The following is a 16,630-nucleotide window of genomic DNA, read 5'->3' as shown; positions in this document are numbered from 1 at the left end:
AATAGAATGATATTCTTTCAAAATAAGGTCTCATAAAAAACTCGTCCTCCTGTAGTATGCCATGCATAGTTACAGGAAGACGAGTTAAGGTAATTCAAAAAGGCAGATCGTACAAGATCCAGTCTGTTTTTAGTTAACGGCTGCTTTCTTCACATACGTATCCAGCCATTTATCCATTTCCCACAACATATGAAGAATAGATTCTTTGCCACGATACCCATGACTCTCATAGGGAAGCACTACATAACGGGCAGTGCCTCCATGGCCTTTGATGGCGTTGTAATACCGTTCACTCTGAATCGGAAAAGTTCCTGGATTATTATCCGCTTCTCCATGAATCAGCAGTATAGGGGTCTTGATTTTATCGGCAGAACTAAATGGTGACATATTAAAATACACATCTGGTGCCTGCCAGTAGGTTCTTTCTTCTGCCTGAAATCCAAAGGGTGTCAGTGTACGGTTGTAAGCTCCGCTTCGGGCAATCCCTGCTTTAAAGAGATTGCTGTGTGAGAGTAGATTGGCAGTCATAAAGGCACCATAAGAGTGTCCCATTACTCCTACACGTTTGGCATCTACCACACCTAACCGAACTCCTTCGTCAATGGCTCCTTTGGCTCCGGCAACGAGTTGTTCAATATAAGTGTCATTGGGTTCTTTAGTTCCTTCTCCTACAATCGGGATAGAGGCATTTTCCATGATAGCATACCCCTGAGTAGCCCAGAATACAGGTGAGCCCCAGTAAATATAGGTAAACTGATAAGGTGATCCGGTTACTTGTCCGGCTGCATCTTTGCTTTTAAATTCTGTAGGATAAGCTTCCATCAGTGTAGGCAGCGGACCCTCTTCTTTCTTATAACCTGCTGGCAGATATAGAGTAGCGGATAGTTCCACACCATCGGCACGTTTGTATTTGAGCAACTGTTTCTGTACATCTTTCATCTGCGGATAAGGGTGTGCGAACTGAGTAACAGCTATAGGGGCTATACGGGCTTTCAGGTTGCGTATAAAGTAGTTGGGGTTTTCTGTCAGTGATTCGCGACGAGTCAACAATACCTGTTTTTTGAGATCCAGAATAGCTACAGGTACTTCATAATAGGGCGCTGCAGAACGCCACAGGCGAGTACTTTTCTTCGTGCTCAAACTAAGTAAATCGACAAACGGGCGATCTCCTTCCGGTGACGCACCTTGTCCGGTCATGATTAAGCTATTATCTATAATTTCCAGTACATAGCGGCCATACTGGTTTTTAGTTAATTCAGGCGAACCGGGATTATTGTAGGTATCTTCATACAAACGGTCAAAAAGAACAGTCGTTGCTTTGGTTTTAGGATTCAGGATTGTGGTTATCTCTTTACGGGTAGACCACCAGCTTTCACTTACTAACGCCAGATTTTCATTTCCCCAGCGAATGCCATCAAAGCGAAGTTTGGTTGAGGCTAGTTCGTCGGCATTGCCTGTAAACGGAGCAGATAGTGTAAATACTTTATCTCTGACAGGAACGTCGTTTTTAGGGTCGCCATTGTCCTGTGCTTCAATCCAGTATAGCGTTGCCGGAGCATCACTGCGCCAGCTGTGTTCACGTTGTCCTGTACGGGTAGCACTGAAACCAATAGGGATATTGTCGGCCAGTGGTACATCGGCCAGTTGTTTTACCAGATTGGCCTTGCTATCCAGTAGCTCTATTTTGTGAGGAAATAACCGTACTGTTACCAAATAAGAATACGGTTTGTGATAGGTCTGAAATAGAATATATTTTCCATCTGGAGAAGGCTGATAATTCTGAATAAGAGCAGGTTTACCCAGCTTTTCAACAGCAGCAGTTTTAACATTGATTCTGTTAAGTTGTGTGGTAGCATAATAATCAAATAAGGCTTCGTCATAAGGGCTTTTCAGCAGATCCTGATAGGTACGGGAAGGGGCTTTTTTGCCGAGGTTCTCCTGTACAATGGGACCACTGGGAACTTTGGGAGCTTCGGGTAGTGCGCCTCTGGTATCAGGCACAGACAGAACCAGAAGATGTGTATTATCTGATAACCATATAAATGGAGTAGTTAATACACTGTTGATGCGTGTAGTTGTTACTTTGTGGGTGGCTGCAGTAGCTACATCCAGTACATACAACTGGATATTTTCTCCTTCTGTTACACAAAATGCAATCTGGGAGTCATCGGGTGACCAGCTTACATTAGAGATAAGCGGATTCTGAGGCAGTCCTGTTACTGGCACATCCTTTCCTGTACGAATGTTTTTCAACGAAAGACCTGTCAGATAACTCATCCGGCTTGGTCCATTGTTACGCGGATTGATCCGCAGGCCTGCAATACGAAGCTCCGGTTCTGCCAGCTCTGCTATTCCCGGATAACTGGCTGTCTGCATGATCAGCATCCAGTTTCCCTTGGTGTCAATACTGACACGTGGAGTAGTAGGTGCATTGATCAGATCCGCAATAGCTTTAGGTGGGGTTTGGTAGGTAAGGTTATCCTGGGCAACAAGCTGAAGCCCTATCCACCATACCAGGAGAGATAGATATTTTTTCATACTTTATAGGGTTAGGTTTTTAGTGTAGGAATATACTGGTTTATGAAATACTAAGTAAGCAAAAGATAGCGATTTAATAAGGAGGGTTGCCTATTTTATATCTGGTTATAGAGAAAATCTTTTGTGTCTTTTTACATTTTCGTTGATAACAATAGTGTATACAAACGCTCGCTTACCCTTTCAGAATGCATATTTGGCAGCTTATTTTGTTTTTTATATCTTTTCAATCTAAATACCTGAATATCCATTTCTATTTTCTGTCACCCCCACTTTCTGGCCTTCTGTAAGGATCTTCCTGCTACGACGGGACAGATGTGGCAAGACCAGCGGTCTCTGTTCCTAGAGTATAGTTATTTTCTTATAAGCCAAAAATGGCTCTATTTGTCAAAAATTTCTTTCAGAAGGACAGTGAGGGGAGAGACTCTTCCAGGAAGAGAGGGAAAAAAGGAAAAAGAGAGAGTGTGTTTTCTTTATATTTTCCTTGCTTTCCTCATATATAAACTTTTTAAAGCGTCTCTCGGTTAGCTTTATACTATGTCAGGCAACCGCACTTCCGGATCTATTAAAAATATGTTTTCTACCGGTACGTTACACCGGTTTTCAGAATCCCGACTGGATGAGCAGCACATCCATACTATTCTGACAGCTCCCACAGCCCGGTTTATTCCACTCTGGAAAAATCAGAATCTGTTTGCGATGAATGACCCTTTGCAGCCAGCTTTTCTGTCGAAGGAAGAAACAGACCGATTGCTAAACGAAGGAGCAGAGTTTGTGTTTCTGGGTATGCTGGAAGAGATTCCTTATTTTGCGTTTGCCCTGCCTGATACGATTGTGACAGAAGAGCTTTTTGGGGACAGCCTGGTATTTAAGGACTTACGCGAAACAGGTGCCTTGCTCGGCCAGGAAGAAGGTAATCTGCTTGCTTATGCACGGGCCATGATACACTGGCATCGTACACATCAGTATTGTGGCCGATGTGGTAATAAAACCATCAGCATTGAAGCAGGTCATGTTCGACAGTGTACGAATCCGGCTTGTGATCTGAAGCATTTTCCACGAACGGATTCAGCTATTATTGTGCGCATTACCTATCAGGATCGGTGTTTGCTGGTACGGCAGCCTATCTGGCCGGAGGGAATGTATGCTACGGTAGCAGGTTTTCTGGAACCAGGTGAAAGTCTGGAAGATGCAGTAGCCAGAGAGGTGAAGGAAGAGACAGGTCTGACTCTGACAAACATCAAATACCACTCCTCACAGCCCTGGCCTTTTCCAGCGTCTATTATGGTTGGCTTTACAGCAGAAGCTACTAGTATGGAGTATACTCTCGACCAGCGCGAAATTGAAAAGGCTTGCTGGCTTACCCGACAGGAACTGATCGAAAAAATAAAAGACAAATCCATTAAGCTGCCCCGTCCGGTATCGATCTCCTATCGGCTGATTGACGACTGGTTCCGAAAGAAAAATAAAGGCAAACTGTCTCAGATTAAGTAAATTACCATAGTATAGAGAAAAACACTGCATTTACTCAGAATCAGAAATGAATATCTCTCATGATAAAGAGTTACAGAAACGAATCATCGCTCTACTAAAAGAGGAGACACTTTTTGCAGATATACTTCTTTCAAACGAGTATGCCCTGAAATCACTCATCAAAGCGGATTCGGAACATATTTTTATGACGTATAGGGGACGATTCACCTTTTATCAGATGTATCCTCAGCCTAATCATGAGGTGCATGGGTATGAAGAATTAATACAAGAACTGGAGGTCTATAAAGAAACTAACGACTCTATGTACCTGGTAGGACTTTCTACCAAAGGAAAACAGTATATCATATTTATTAATGAATCCTTTGATAAAGTATTGGGAGCTTTGTATCAGATATAGGCTCTGATCTGGGTGTTGGATAAGGAAAGAACCATGTAGCTTATGTCATCTCTATCTACTAAAAGCGTAGTCCCCTTACGTTACTACTATACAGAAGACTTCGCTTTGCTATTTGTATTGAATAGGGCAGGATGTTATCTTGAGAAGATTTTAGCATAAATATCTATGACAGACATTACCCGAAAAACGCTTATCAGACTCGCTTTCAGCTTCTTGTTTTATGTGCTTGTACTAGGGTTTGTATTTTTAGGAAACAACTCTGCTCCTAGTAGCGTTTGTGGACCCGGAGCGGATTTTATGGCTATTCTATTTGGTATTATTGGAAGTGTAGTGCTGTGTATCAAAAATTTTTTTCAGGTAGCCTATGGCCAAAAAACGCGTGTACCATCACTGGTATTGCATCTTTTGATAAGTGGTGGTTTTATATTGGGGATGTGCTTTTCTTAAAAATTAAATAATGATCAAACATATACTAGTTCTTATATTTCTTGTAACAGGACTGATTTCCTGTAAAAAAACAGATCCTGCTTTTCTAAAGCATTTTACTGAAAGAGGAGAGAAAACAAAATCAGCTTTTTTTTATACAAAACAGGTCAACAAACAGGATCTGGAAATAGTAATGGCCACAAATGAAGTGAATGAACCTCTATATAATGTGAATCATCGTTATTTTTATGGTTATAAAGAAAAACTAAATGACCGCCACTATCTTATATCATTTATGGACTTTTATATGGCATCTTATCGGTTTACAAATTTGTTAATAAACTGGAGGGATGTGTACTTATGTATCTATGATGTCAAAGAAAATCAAGTAGTATCAAAACTCAGAATAGCTTCAGCAGACCCTGTTCTTTCCTTTTATAAAGAAGACAATCACACCTATACGATTTCATCTGTGTACCGAAAACCATTTTGTGAAGATGAGATGTGTAATAAGATTGACATAGACAAAGATACAGCTGTGTATACCTATAAAATTATCAATAACCGGTTTCAGCTTATTGGTGGTAGTTACACGAAGAAGAAAAGATAAATTCCTTTGTAGACACTTCAGAATTCCTGCTCCTAGCCACACAACTCAGTTGGGTAAAGTTCCATTTCAGTGATCGTATGTAGCATTTCAACAGCTCTGTGTAGTCTGTCCAGCATGCCTGCCGTATGTTTGGAAAACTATCACACTTTTTCGTAAAGCTACTATGAAAACTATACAACGGACCACTTCTATTCTATTTTGCCTGATCGTATTCTGTTTATCAGCCTGTAAAAAAGATAACACCAGCGAACCTGCGCCTTCTCAGCAGGAGCGACCTGGCCACATACCCGGTTTAGGAGAGGAAGAGGGCATACCCGAAGGAACAGAATTTAAACTGCCTGCCGGCATAAAGCTAACAGGCTCTATTGTAGGCGACGATTACATTTATGACGGTGAGAGCTGTATTGTCGATGGTGCGGGTCATTATGTGACGGTAAGCCTTCCGCTTGAAAACACAACGACTGTACCTATCACCATTGAGTTTCCGGCTGGCTTGATCATCATCTCTTTGTCTGGAGATTACCAGCATGGCATATTACTTGAAAAGGTTATTGTAACCATTCCTGCGAAATCAGGTAATCCGGATAATGGGGGTAGCAGCAATGGACAATGCCAGGCTACTCTTATGCTATCCTGTCTGAATATCATGAAAGATCCGGCCAACAGTGAGGCAGAGTTTATACTAGGTCCTGTTACCTCTTCTGCCTTGATAAAAGATTTACTGGATAAGCTCTCTGATAAAAAGATTCTGTATAGTGCCTATTCTGATAAGACAAAGTTTTATGAAACAGAAAGCTATGTGCAGGATGCGTTGTGGAGCATTACAGATGGCACAGGACTAACAGAAGAGGATTTGGAGAATATTGACAGGATACCTAATAAGTAGTTGTACATATGCTATGAAAAAGGCCTGGATTTCTGTCCGGACCTTTTTCGTAAACAGTGTATAGGTATGATCTACTTAAAGGCTTCGTATGGTTATCCGTTTTCTTTTTGAAGGAAATTCTCGATCAGCGGAATTACGAAGTCACTGTCCTGGGTATCTGGTTTAAGTGTGGTTATCTCTCCTATGTATTCACCGTGTCCGCCGGGGATTATGGCTAGCTGCGAGTTGGGGATTAGTCGATGCATTTCGGTGGCGTGTTCCTGTGTAATCACATCCTTGTCGCCGATTATGAGTAGGGTAGGAGCTTTAATGGATTGGATTTGTGCATCAGGAATATCTTTAAAAGTAACCATCCGCCTGGCGTCCTTGTCGTGCATGGTTTGTAGCCCCTCAGGATCTGAAGCCACCTCTTTGTAGGCTTGCTGTAGCTGTTCGGGCATGTTGTCGAGCCTGGCCTGGCTCATAAAATCCCAGAATGCAGAAGGTACCCCACTTCGTTTGCTGAGTGCAGAGGCTGCTATGACTTTATCGACTTGTTCGGGATGACGAATAGCGATTTGCAGGGCAGTTGTACCCCCATTGCTAAAGCCAAAGATGTCGGCCTTTGGAATGTTCAGATTTTGTAACAGAAGAGCCACATCATCCGCGTCCTGTTCGAACGAAAGCTCGTTTTCACGGTCGCTTGTACGTCCATGGGCTTGTAGTTCTACCGCGATAAGTTTTCGGTGTGGTGCCAGCAGAGGAATAACGCGGCCAAAGGTAGTCTGAATAGTAGATCCGCCCCCATGAATAAGTACCAATGGCTTGCCTTCTCCGTATATTTCATAATACATTTTCAGGCCATTTACATCCGAATAATCGCTTTTGAAGGTCAGGGTGTCGGTTCTTGTAGTTGTCATGGTATGGGTAGTCTGCTCAGTTGTTGGTAATAAATCAGTATGTATGTTAGGCTATTTTAAGTTCTCGTTGATAAATAGTGGTTCTAGTACACTGCGATGGTCTTCACCCCATTTTGCTGTCAGCTCAATGATGGGTACTAATGTTTCACCCAGTGGGGTGAGGTTATATTCTACCTTTAAAGGCAATTGATCAAAACTGGTTTTGGAAAGGATGCCATGCTCCACCAGTTGGGTTAATTGCGTATCTAATAATCTCCGTGATGCTTTGGGAATTTTGCGCTGCAGTTCGCCGGGTCGTCTGATGCCTGAGTGAATGCACCTGATGAGGTTAATCTTCCATTTTCCGTTCATCACTTCCATAAACAGGTGAAGGCCACATTCTGTTTCAACAGGTAATTTTCTCTCGTACATTCTAGTAACTATAAGTTGGTAGACAAATATACGTTATCTACAGATTTATTTGATACGGCTGAATTTAGCCATACTTGATTATGCTTTGCCTGCTGTATTCCTTTGCTTCATGAAACATAAATTATTCGGAACACAGACAGGTTTACCAGCTAGTGAACTTATTATGGGAGGCTCAAACCTGGGCAATCGCCGGGGTTATGGCTCTACTCCACAAGACGCACTTCAAATACTCTCGGCCTATGTCGATGCCGGAGGAAACTTTATCGATGTCTCTGATACTTATCAGTTTGGCGAAGCAGAAGAGATTGTTGGCAGGTTTACGGAGCATAAACGACACGATTTTATTCTATGCTCTAAGTACACCCGAAGCAGTCACCCCGAGCCGTCACTGGCTAATACGGGTAACCATCGCAAAGCCATGCGTCAGGCAATAGAGGGCAGCTTAAAACGCTTGAGAACAGACTACATAGACATTTACATACCCCATTTTGATGATGGGATAACGCCGTTGGAAGAGATTGCCCGTGGTCTGGAAGATCTGGTTGCCTCTGGTAAAGTTTTGTACACAGGCCTGGCAAACTTCCCTGCCTGGAAAGCAGCGGCTATTGCGGCTGTGATACCGCTCACAGCCATGCAGATCGAATATAACCTCTTGCAAAGAGCACCAGAACGTGAGTTAACTGCCATGGCAAAACACTTTGGCTTGGGTATGATGTGTTATTCTCCGTTGGCAGGTGGATTATTGACTGCGAAATACCGGCAGGGAGCCTCCGGGCGACTGACACTCTCTGCAGCAGATGGGTATCATGAAGATGAACGAACGAAAACTGTAATTGATGAACTGGAACTGATTGCCAGAGAGTTGAACGCTACTCCGGGACAGATAGCATTGGCATGGGTGTTGAGTAAAGATGTATTTCCAATCATTGGGGCTCGGACACTGGGGCATCTTGAAGCGGGTTTGACGGCGGTAGCTATTCGCCTCGAGGCTGACCAGATAAGACGCCTGGACGAGATTAGTGCCATTGCGATGGGCTATCCACATGATTTGCTTGCTACAGTACAGAAAAAATGGTGAGATCATTTATAAGTAGCAGATAGTGTTTAGCATCAGATTTTCACTGATTTACGTCCCTCTATATTCCGTTCCGCGATACCTACCATCCTCAGCCATTCGGGCACGAAGAAGCTGGGACAGGCTTTACTGGCGAATTGATTATGTCCGGCAATCTTGATAGTAGGCGCATAGGCGAGTACTTCCTGGATGATCGTTAGCATGGTTTCGATTTGCTGAGGCGTGCGGGTGTCCTGGGCTTGGTGAAAGGTTTTGTCCAGTCCGCCTACGTAGCATAGGTGGCGCGAGATGGAGTTGATGCCTGCTACTCCGTTGGTGATCTCGAACGAGTCTATGATCTGGTCATTGTTATGCTTGACGAACTGGTGACGGGAGCCGTCCAGTAAGATCAGGTCGGAATAGCCTACTTGTTTCCAGCCGTTGCCGTAGGGTTTGGGGGCAGTATGCCAGCGTTTAACGTCTTCTGGGGAAACCCAGCGTCCGGCGGGGGTTGCAGTGCAGTGGATGATCAGGTATTGGAAGTGCATGGGTTTGTTATGTGTGGTGAAAGTGAACAGGACGAGGTGTGAATCCGTTGTGCTCTTCCCCAGGTTGTGTGTTATCACCAACCTGAACGGTGGGACACAGGGTCGTTGGTGATAACACCAACGACGGGAACGACGGGTTGTGAATCCGTCCTGTTGTGTTATTTAGGGTCTCTCATGGAGAAGAAACCTACTGTTGAAATAAAGGCTAGCAGTGAAACGAACGATTGTGTGTCGATGCGATTCATCAGCCAGAGAATGTATCCTGAAAATGTGAATAAACCCAGGGTTGAGGTTTTCCAGTTGTCTAAGACGAACTGGATGTAATCGTATATTGATTTTGCCATGTGGTTTTGTGGTTAGGTTATTAGAATGTGTAGGGGCGAACCCATGTGCCTGTCACGACATGGCGTGATTCGCCCTGTTTGTTGCAAACCGCGTTTGTGCATTTCCGATCCTGTAGGGGCGGGGTTTACCCCCGCCCACATTCCTACCCGATCTATTAGGTTTTAGAAACACGATTCTGAATTTGTCATAGACAGGAATGAGATAAATGGATTGTCGGAATATCACAAACATGCATGTTGGGAAACTGGGCAGGGGCAAGCCCAGCCCCTACATTGGTTCGGCATAAACCTAATCATTCGGGTGGGAAACGTCTGGGCGATCTGCCAATCGCCCCTACAGGATATCGAAATCATTGTTGTTAGGAAACTGGGTGATCGTCATTTACCCCTACAGAAATCATCTACGGTCCTTTACAGGTGTCCCGGATCTGGAATATAGGTGCATAGGTGAAATTCTTCACATGTTTGATCTTCTCTACGTCCAGAGGTTGAATCGGGTGAGCTGCTACCTGTCTGGCTACGATGGACTCTATCTGTGCGTAGTCTATTGTCTCACATTCGTATACCTCTGCAGGGTTGAGTCTGTGTTCGGTAAAGATCCCAGTAGCCAGACCGAAGACGAAACACAGGGCGCTTAGTAAAAGTCGTAGTGGCATGCTATAGTGTTAGTGAAATAAGTGAGCGAGATAAAGCAGTCAGGGCAAATGGCTCTTTGAAAAAAGAAACAGCAGACTAAAAGTCTACTGCTTCTCACCTAAACCTTCTACTATGTAGGACCTATGCTTCCGATTATTAGGCTGGTAGCGTTGCCTTGTGTGTAGTGATGGTAGACATGGAGCCATCTATAACCGACAGGCGTTGTTCTACCTCATCCAGTTCCGATTCGTATAAAACCACCGCTGTAGTACCGTATTGCAGTTTGCGTTGTTGGGCTGTGAAGAGCTTATATTCGGCTTTCACCTTGCGGTTTTCCATCTCGGTTTTGGTAGAGCCTTCCGGCAATACGGCGATGATAGAAGTCAGGGAGTCTACTTCGGCTTCAGCGGATGCCAGGGTGGCTTCGATGTCGGAGGCCCGGTCAGCAGCGTTTCCGCGGCTGCGTGTCAGGGAGATTTGCTTGTATTCCAGATCGCTTTTCAGGTCGCTTAATTCGTCAAGGACTTTGTCGCAGTCTGTGCGTGAGGTGAGTAATGCTAATGTTAATGCCATTGGTTTTGTTTGGTTTGATGTGGAAATAGTAGCATACAAAGGGTCGGTAGAGTGGGGCGTTGGTTGGGCTGCTGACAAGGGTCCTGGATCACTTGCAGGCAGGGTTTGTAAGCCCCTTTTCTGACCGATTTCGTGATACAAAGATCGGCATTATAGCCATGCAAATCCAATCAGATTTCTGATTATCAGAAGTCTGATTGGATTTGATTATCAGTTGATTACCCTTGAGTTGAGAATAAAAAAAATGGCTACTATTCATTGATGAAATACTTGATTTATCTAGGTGCTAGATTGAAAGTTAGCCGATTGATTAAGAACAAACATTTGTAAAGAAATTAATTTAAGAGATGGTATGGTTATAAATCAGAGGTTTGTGTAGTTTTAGGCTTCTTTTCTGTAGTAATTCTATGGTATGAGAAAGTAACCACTAAAATAATGCTGACCTTTAGTAACTAATAGTTCTTATTTATATCCATGAAAAAAACTTTACACATTCAAAAAACTTTACGCTTATATCTGACGACAGTCCTTTTATTAATCACAACGCTGCTTTGTAATATGGCTAGAGGACAGCAGTATACTATGAGTGGCATGGCAAGTGATCTTAGTCTCTATAGGGGGAAAAAGATGGCATTTGATAAAAAGGGTTATATGTATGTAACTACAGGCTTTGGACATATTTTAAAGTTGAATCAGAAAGGAAAAATTGTGTTGGTAATTGGCAAGCCTCTTGTATGGGATAACTGGAATCACACTATTCAAAGTCAAGGATTTGGAGATATTACGGATATAACAGTAGATGTACAGGATAACATCTGGGTTATTGATCACAATATTATATGGAAGTTTGATTCCAATGGAAATTTACTAAAAAAAATCACTTATCCTCATGCTGAAGGGGTAGGAGAATTAAATGATATGAAGGGAATTGCTGTAGATGGAAAATGGAATCTTTGGATTGCTGATTTTGCCAGTATTCATAAGTTCGATACCACTGGGAATTATGTGATGAGTTTTGGTAAGGAAGCATTAGAACAAGGAAAAATTTCTAGAATAGTTGATTTTACATTAGATAATCAAGCAAATATCTGGATAGTTGACCAAGGTAAGAGCGTTCAGAAATTTGATAGTACTGGTCGCTTTCTGAGGCAGATAGGTAGAATAGCTAAAGGAGGAAATGATGGTGAATTGCTTGAGCCTACTGATATAACGCTGGACAAACGAGGAAATGTCTGGGTAGTTGATCAAGTTAACAATCGTATCCAGAAGTTTGATTCTACAGGACACTTTCTTATGAAAATAGGAGGAACAGGAACTACCGATGGCAAGTTTAAAAACCCCAATGGAATTGCACAGGATATACATGGAAATCTCTGGGTGATGGATACTGGTAATGGACGGGTTCAGAAATTTGATACTACTGGAAAGTTGCTTACTATTTTTGGAAAACATGTAAATGTTGGTTCTTGTCCTGTGGGATTGACTATAGATAAGCAGGGATATATATATATTGCCCTTACAGCCAGCGATCAGATCCAGAAATTTGATCCTAATGGAGATTTAGTGATGACATTTGGTCAATATGGTTCTGGAGATGGCAGGTTCAATGACCCCACAGATATTGTTGTTGATAGTATAGGTAATATCTGGGTAGCTGAAAGCGGTAATAGCCGAGTCCAGAAGTTCGATCCATCAGGTCGTTTTTTACTGAAGGTTGGTAATTATACTCAATTTGCCAATGCAACAGGGATGGCTTTGGACAAGAATGGAAATATTCTGGTTTCAGGTAGTTTTTCAATTCAGAATATTGATCTTAATGGAAACTTTCTACCAAAACCAGGTGTCCCATTTTGGCCATATTCTGTAAACATGCCGTCTCTTCTAGCTACGGATAATCAGAAAAATATCTGGACAGTTTATCATGGTGACGGTCAAGTAATAAAGTTTGATTCAACTGGTAAAGTTGCGATGAGATTTGGAAAGTTAGGAACAGGAGATGGGCAGTTTCTGGTTCCTGCTGGCTTAGCTATTGATGCACAAGGTAATATCTGGGTATCAGACATCCGAAATTATTCTATCCAGAAATTTGATCCTTCCGGACGTTTCTTATCTGCAATAAAAAATGTTCCTATTGGAGACTCTCCCTATACGCCCATTACGGGAAGGCTTGCTTTTGATCGGTTTGGTACTTTATATTGTAGTACCTTTTTTGGGGTGCTTAAATATTCTGTGAACACCACCCGTCCTGAGACTATTATTTCTGGAAGTGCGTTTGCTGACGAAAACCAGAATTGTACTCTGGATGATACTGATAAATCACTTTCTAACCTTATAGTAGTTGCTCGGCCAGGGGAATATTATGGTCGTACGGATGCTAATGGAAAATATCGCATTGCTGTAGATACTGGTACTTATACAGTTAGTCAGGTGATAGACCCTGCTATGCGAGCCATGGTGAAGCCGACATGTCCGACAGACAATATTTCTCCGAAAATTGTCCTTAAAAGCATAGGTGACAGTGTGAGCAATGTTAACTTTGCAAATAAAGCAACCGCAGTGCCCTATCTCACCTTACAGGTCAATTCAGATCGTCGACGTCGTTGTTTTACCAATCGGACTATAGTCAGTTATTCCAATACTGGTTATGCAGATGCATACAATGTAAAAGTGTATGTAAAAATGCCTCAACATGTAATGTTAAAGTCTGCAAGTCTGTCGTATGTAATAGATCGGGACTCTAACTATATCTTTACCATAGATACATTAAAATCCAATGATTTCCAGTCTATTCAGATTATCGATTCAGTAGCTTGTGTTGCCAGTGCCAGAGGCCTTACTGCCTGTACCAAAGCCTGGATTACACCTTCCAATGAATATACCTTACCAGAAGGCTCTCAGTGGGATAACTCTGACATCGTACTTACAGGTAAATGTGTGGAGAATGGGAAAGTGCGTATGGTGATTAAAAACATAGGACTGTCAATGGCTGACAGTGCCGAGTTCCGTATTTTGCTCGATGCCCGGCTTTCGTTTCGTAAAGGGTACAAGTTGGTTAAAGGCGATAGCCTGGTACTGAATGTTCCTGCTAATGGCAAAACGGTTCGTTTGGAAGCAGACCAGCGGCCAGATCACCCCCGTAAATCTCAAACCAACCTGACGATTGAAGGCTGTGTAGCCTCTAGCGGTGATGTAGTGAGTAAAGGTTTTGTGGATGTGTTACCTCAAGATGATGCAGAGCCTGAAGTAGCTATTCAATGTCTGCCGATTGTAGATTCATATGACCCTAATGATAAGCTGGTAAGTCCTGCTGGTACGCCTGATGACCATTATACACCAACAGGTTCTGAATTAAAGTATACGATTCGTTTTCAGAATACCGGGACTGATTATGCCTATACCGTTGTGGTAGTTGATACTTTGTCAGACGATCTGGATGTGGCTACTCTGAAAATGGGAAGTGCATCTCATAATTATTCTTTGAAGGTAAGCGGTAAAGGTAAACCTGTATTGAAATGGACGTTTGCGGATATTAACCTGCCCGATAGCACCCGTGATCAGGCTGGTAGTAATGGATTTATTCAGTTTTCCATCAAGCCAAAAGCAGACTTGCCAGAGAAGACAGGGATTGAAAACTTTGCAGATATCTTTTTTGATTATAATGATCCTGTACGTACCAATACTACTACCAATGTGCTGTATGATGTGCCTAAGGTAATCAACCCGGCCAATCAGCTGAGCGATTCTATTATAGATAAGGTAATGGCTTCTGAACCGGATGCCCTGAAAGGCAAGCTGAGCTTGTATCCGAATCCTACTCAGAGCCAGGTGTGGATACAGTCGGTAGATGCCTCTGTGCGTATTGAGCAGGTTAAGATATATAGTTTGCTTGGTGAGTCACAGACCGTAAGTCTATCCTCAACAGACAGTCAGGCTGTGCAACTGACTATGCAGGCTAAGCCCAAAGGAATGTATCTGATCCATATTCAGACCAACAAGGGTACTTCTATACAGAGAGTGGTTTTACAGTAGGCATGATTTCTCAGACTTTATAGTTGTTGATTTTACATATTAATCAGATTGAATATACTCAAACAGCGCACAGGTTTATATCCTATGCGCTGTTTTGCTTGTAGACACTTCTTTCATTTCTGAACTCCATCTGATTGACACAGCGGTTCTCCTTCGCCTGTTAGTAACCAGTGCAGGTTAATCTGATAGGTTGTGTGTAACGCCCACAGAAAGAAACAGGAGGGAAGCCATTGTCCTTTCTCGATACCAGACATGTTGTTTTGTTTCATGCCCATACGTTGGGCAAAATCCTGTTGAGGCAAATGGAGTACTTCGGTACGAATATGATGAATGCGTTGACTGATTGCTTGTAAACTCATGGATGAAAAATTAAATGTGAAAATAGTTTTATGTGTTGTAATCAGCGTTCTGATAGTCCATAGCCAGTTATCAGATTTCTGATAGTGAATTGTTTTCATCAGATCTCTGATAGATGTGTAAGACCATCAGTATTCTGATCTTTTTGATTTGTTATCATAATATTGAATGTTGTTTTGTCTGAATGTAGGGATTTCACTCAGAAAATTATCAGAACTCTGATGTTGATTATTCCTTCAAACCCTGTCCGGATTATTACGGCAATGTAGGGGCGAACCCACGTGCCTGTCACGACCTGCTGTGATTCGCCCTGGTTGGCGCAAACCGCGTTTATGATATTCCGAACCAATGTAGGGGCGGGGTTTACCCCCGCCCGACCGTTCCCACCCGACCGGCCAGGTTTATGAAATAACCATTCCGGATTAATCCCAGACACGATTTGTGAGAATCGGATATTGTAGGGGCGAACCTATGTGTTCGCCCACATTCCCCACGCGAATGATTCGATTTATCAAACAACCATTCCGAATAAATTCAGACAGGGTTTGTGAAATGTAGGGGCGACCGCCAGTCGCCCCTACATTTCACAATGATGGTTTACAAATCCCAGGCAGGGTTTGCACGAAACCGGGCGAACACATGGGTTCGCCCCTACATTATTCCATTAACCCAAACATTCGAGTTGGGAAACAGGGCAGGGGCAAGCCCTGCCCCTACATGGGTTCGGATTCCCACAAACCATGTTTGTATTAATCGGATTCTGTAGGGGCGATTCCCCTCCGAACGATTAGGATGATGCCGACCCGATGTAGGGGCGGGGTTTACCCCCGCCCACATTCCCAACCGACCGGCCAGGTTTATGAAATAACCATTCCGGATTAATCCCAGACACGATTTGTGAGAATCGGATATTGTAGGGGCGAACCTATGTGTTCGCCCACATTCCCCACGCGAATGATTCGATTTATCAAACAACCATTCCGAATAAATTCAGACAGGGTTTGTGAAATGTAGGGGCGACCGCCAGTCGCCCCTACATTTCACAATGATGGTTTACAAATCCCAGGCAGGGTTTGCACGAAACCGGGCGAACACATGGGTTCGCCCCTACATTATTCCATTAACCCAAACATTCGAGTTGGGAAACAGGGCAGGGGCAAGCCCTGCCCCTACATGGGTTCGGATTCCCACAAACCATGTTTGTATTAATCGGATTCTGTAGGGGCGATTCCCCTCCGAACGATTAGGATGATGCCGACCCGATGTAGGGGCGGGGTTTACCCCCGCCCACATTCCCAACCGAGAGACCAGGTTTATGAAATAACCATTTCAGATGAATCCACATCGGGTCTGCATCAAACACGGTATCGGAATGTTGCAAACGAGGTTCATTGGGCTAGGGTAATATCTTGGTTGCATATGTGTGTAGGA

18 protein-coding genes are annotated in these 16,630 nt (G+C 43.1%); 9 read left to right on the top strand and 9 right to left on the bottom strand.

The features are described 5' to 3' along the window. Nucleotides 1-129: 129 nt before the first annotated feature. Entirely contained in the window at nt 130-2,538 is a 2,409-nt protein-coding gene (locus QNI15_RS35325; protein WP_314036586.1) for a S9 family peptidase, read from the bottom strand. Between the two features lie 534 nt (nt 2,539-3,072). Between QNI15_RS35325 and nudC the strand changes: the two genes are divergently transcribed. The 5 genes from nudC (at nt 3,073) to QNI15_RS35300 (ending at nt 6,348) form a co-directional block, all read left to right on the top strand. Further along, on the top strand, nt 3,073-4,029 hold the full coding sequence (nudC, locus tag QNI15_RS35320; RefSeq protein ID WP_314036584.1) for an NAD(+) diphosphatase: 957 nt from the start codon (nt 3,073-3,075) through the stop codon (nt 4,027-4,029). Nucleotides 4,030-4,075: 46 nt separating this feature from the next. Next, complete coding sequence (locus QNI15_RS35315; protein WP_314036582.1) at nt 4,076-4,426, top strand: hypothetical protein; 351 nt, start codon at nt 4,076-4,078, stop codon at nt 4,424-4,426. Between the two features lie 165 nt (nt 4,427-4,591). Further along, nucleotides 4,592-4,873, top strand: a complete 282-nt coding sequence (locus QNI15_RS35310) for a hypothetical protein (protein WP_314036580.1) — start codon at nt 4,592-4,594, stop codon at nt 4,871-4,873. Between the two features lie 10 nt (nt 4,874-4,883). Continuing rightward, a complete protein-coding gene (locus QNI15_RS35305; RefSeq protein ID WP_314036578.1) occupies nt 4,884-5,462 on the top strand; it encodes a hypothetical protein in 579 nt (192 codons plus the stop codon). A gap of 163 nt (nt 5,463-5,625) precedes the next feature. Beyond that, nucleotides 5,626-6,348, top strand: a complete 723-nt coding sequence (locus QNI15_RS35300) for a hypothetical protein (RefSeq protein ID WP_314036576.1) — start codon at nt 5,626-5,628, stop codon at nt 6,346-6,348. A gap of 92 nt (nt 6,349-6,440) precedes the next feature. Here QNI15_RS35300 and QNI15_RS35295 read toward each other — a convergent pair whose 3' ends face one another. Together QNI15_RS35295 and QNI15_RS35290 are read right to left on the bottom strand one after the other, a co-directional pair. Beyond that, nucleotides 6,441-7,247, bottom strand: coding sequence for an alpha/beta fold hydrolase (locus QNI15_RS35295; protein ID WP_314036574.1), 807 nt, complete (start codon nt 7,245-7,247; stop codon nt 6,441-6,443). A gap of 51 nt (nt 7,248-7,298) precedes the next feature. Beyond that, nucleotides 7,299-7,658: a winged helix-turn-helix transcriptional regulator gene (locus QNI15_RS35290; protein ID WP_313991915.1), complete on the bottom strand. Its 360-nt coding sequence runs from the start codon at nt 7,656-7,658 to the stop codon at nt 7,299-7,301. 109 nt (nt 7,659-7,767) lie between these two features. Between QNI15_RS35290 and QNI15_RS35285 the strand changes: the two genes are divergently transcribed. After that, nucleotides 7,768-8,736: an aldo/keto reductase gene (locus QNI15_RS35285; protein WP_314036572.1), complete on the top strand. Its 969-nt coding sequence runs from the start codon at nt 7,768-7,770 to the stop codon at nt 8,734-8,736. 32 nt (nt 8,737-8,768) lie between these two features. On the opposite strand, the gene QNI15_RS35280 is transcribed toward QNI15_RS35285, so the two are convergent. Both QNI15_RS35280 and QNI15_RS35275 read right to left on the bottom strand, forming a co-directional pair. Further along, nucleotides 8,769-9,260: an N-acetylmuramoyl-L-alanine amidase gene (locus QNI15_RS35280; RefSeq protein ID WP_314036571.1), complete on the bottom strand. Its 492-nt coding sequence runs from the start codon at nt 9,258-9,260 to the stop codon at nt 8,769-8,771. A 158-nt stretch (nt 9,261-9,418) separates the two neighbouring features. Next, entirely contained in the window at nt 9,419-9,604 is a 186-nt protein-coding gene (locus QNI15_RS35275) for a hypothetical protein (protein ID WP_313981155.1), read from the bottom strand. A 234-nt stretch (nt 9,605-9,838) separates the two neighbouring features. Between QNI15_RS35275 and QNI15_RS35270 the strand changes: the two genes are divergently transcribed. Next, complete coding sequence (locus QNI15_RS35270; protein WP_314036569.1) at nt 9,839-9,967, top strand: hypothetical protein; 129 nt, start codon at nt 9,839-9,841, stop codon at nt 9,965-9,967. Nucleotides 9,968-10,005: 38 nt separating this feature from the next. Here QNI15_RS35270 and QNI15_RS35265 read toward each other — a convergent pair whose 3' ends face one another. Both QNI15_RS35265 and QNI15_RS35260 read right to left on the bottom strand, forming a co-directional pair. Then, nucleotides 10,006-10,260 carry a hypothetical protein gene (locus QNI15_RS35265; protein ID WP_314036567.1) on the bottom strand — a complete coding sequence of 85 codons (255 nt, stop codon included), beginning with the start codon at nt 10,258-10,260 and terminating at the stop codon, nt 10,006-10,008. A 136-nt stretch (nt 10,261-10,396) separates the two neighbouring features. After that, nucleotides 10,397-10,813 (bottom strand): hypothetical protein, encoded by a 417-nt coding sequence (locus QNI15_RS35260; RefSeq protein ID WP_314036565.1) that lies wholly within the window; start codon nt 10,811-10,813, stop codon nt 10,397-10,399. A 474-nt stretch (nt 10,814-11,287) separates the two neighbouring features. Between QNI15_RS35260 and QNI15_RS35255 the strand changes: the two genes are divergently transcribed. After that, nucleotides 11,288-14,842: a DUF7619 domain-containing protein gene (locus QNI15_RS35255; RefSeq protein WP_314036563.1), complete on the top strand. Its 3,555-nt coding sequence runs from the start codon at nt 11,288-11,290 to the stop codon at nt 14,840-14,842. A gap of 113 nt (nt 14,843-14,955) precedes the next feature. Here QNI15_RS35255 and QNI15_RS35250 read toward each other — a convergent pair whose 3' ends face one another. Both QNI15_RS35250 and QNI15_RS35245 read right to left on the bottom strand, forming a co-directional pair. Further along, nucleotides 14,956-15,300: a helix-turn-helix domain-containing protein gene (locus QNI15_RS35250; RefSeq protein WP_314036561.1), complete on the bottom strand. Its 345-nt coding sequence runs from the start codon at nt 15,298-15,300 to the stop codon at nt 14,956-14,958. A 550-nt stretch (nt 15,301-15,850) separates the two neighbouring features. Beyond that, the gene (locus tag QNI15_RS35245; protein WP_314036559.1) at nt 15,851-16,174 is read right to left on the bottom strand and encodes a hypothetical protein; all 324 of its coding nucleotides are present in this window, start codon (nt 16,172-16,174) and stop codon (nt 15,851-15,853) included. Nucleotides 16,175-16,244: 70 nt separating this feature from the next. Here QNI15_RS35245 and QNI15_RS35240 point away from each other — a divergent pair, with 70 nt between their 5' ends. Then, nucleotides 16,245-16,421 carry a hypothetical protein gene (locus QNI15_RS35240; RefSeq protein ID WP_314036557.1) on the top strand — a complete coding sequence of 59 codons (177 nt, stop codon included), beginning with the start codon at nt 16,245-16,247 and terminating at the stop codon, nt 16,419-16,421. Nucleotides 16,422-16,630: the final 209 nt, after the last annotated feature.

Origin of the sequence: Xanthocytophaga flava, assembly GCF_030068545.1 — a bacterium.
GTDB classification, from domain to species: Bacteria; Bacteroidota; Bacteroidia; order Cytophagales; family 172606-1; genus Xanthocytophaga; species Xanthocytophaga flava.
Note: the sequence above shows the minus strand (reverse complement) of the source record. Positions and strands in the feature narration are given on the sequence as shown.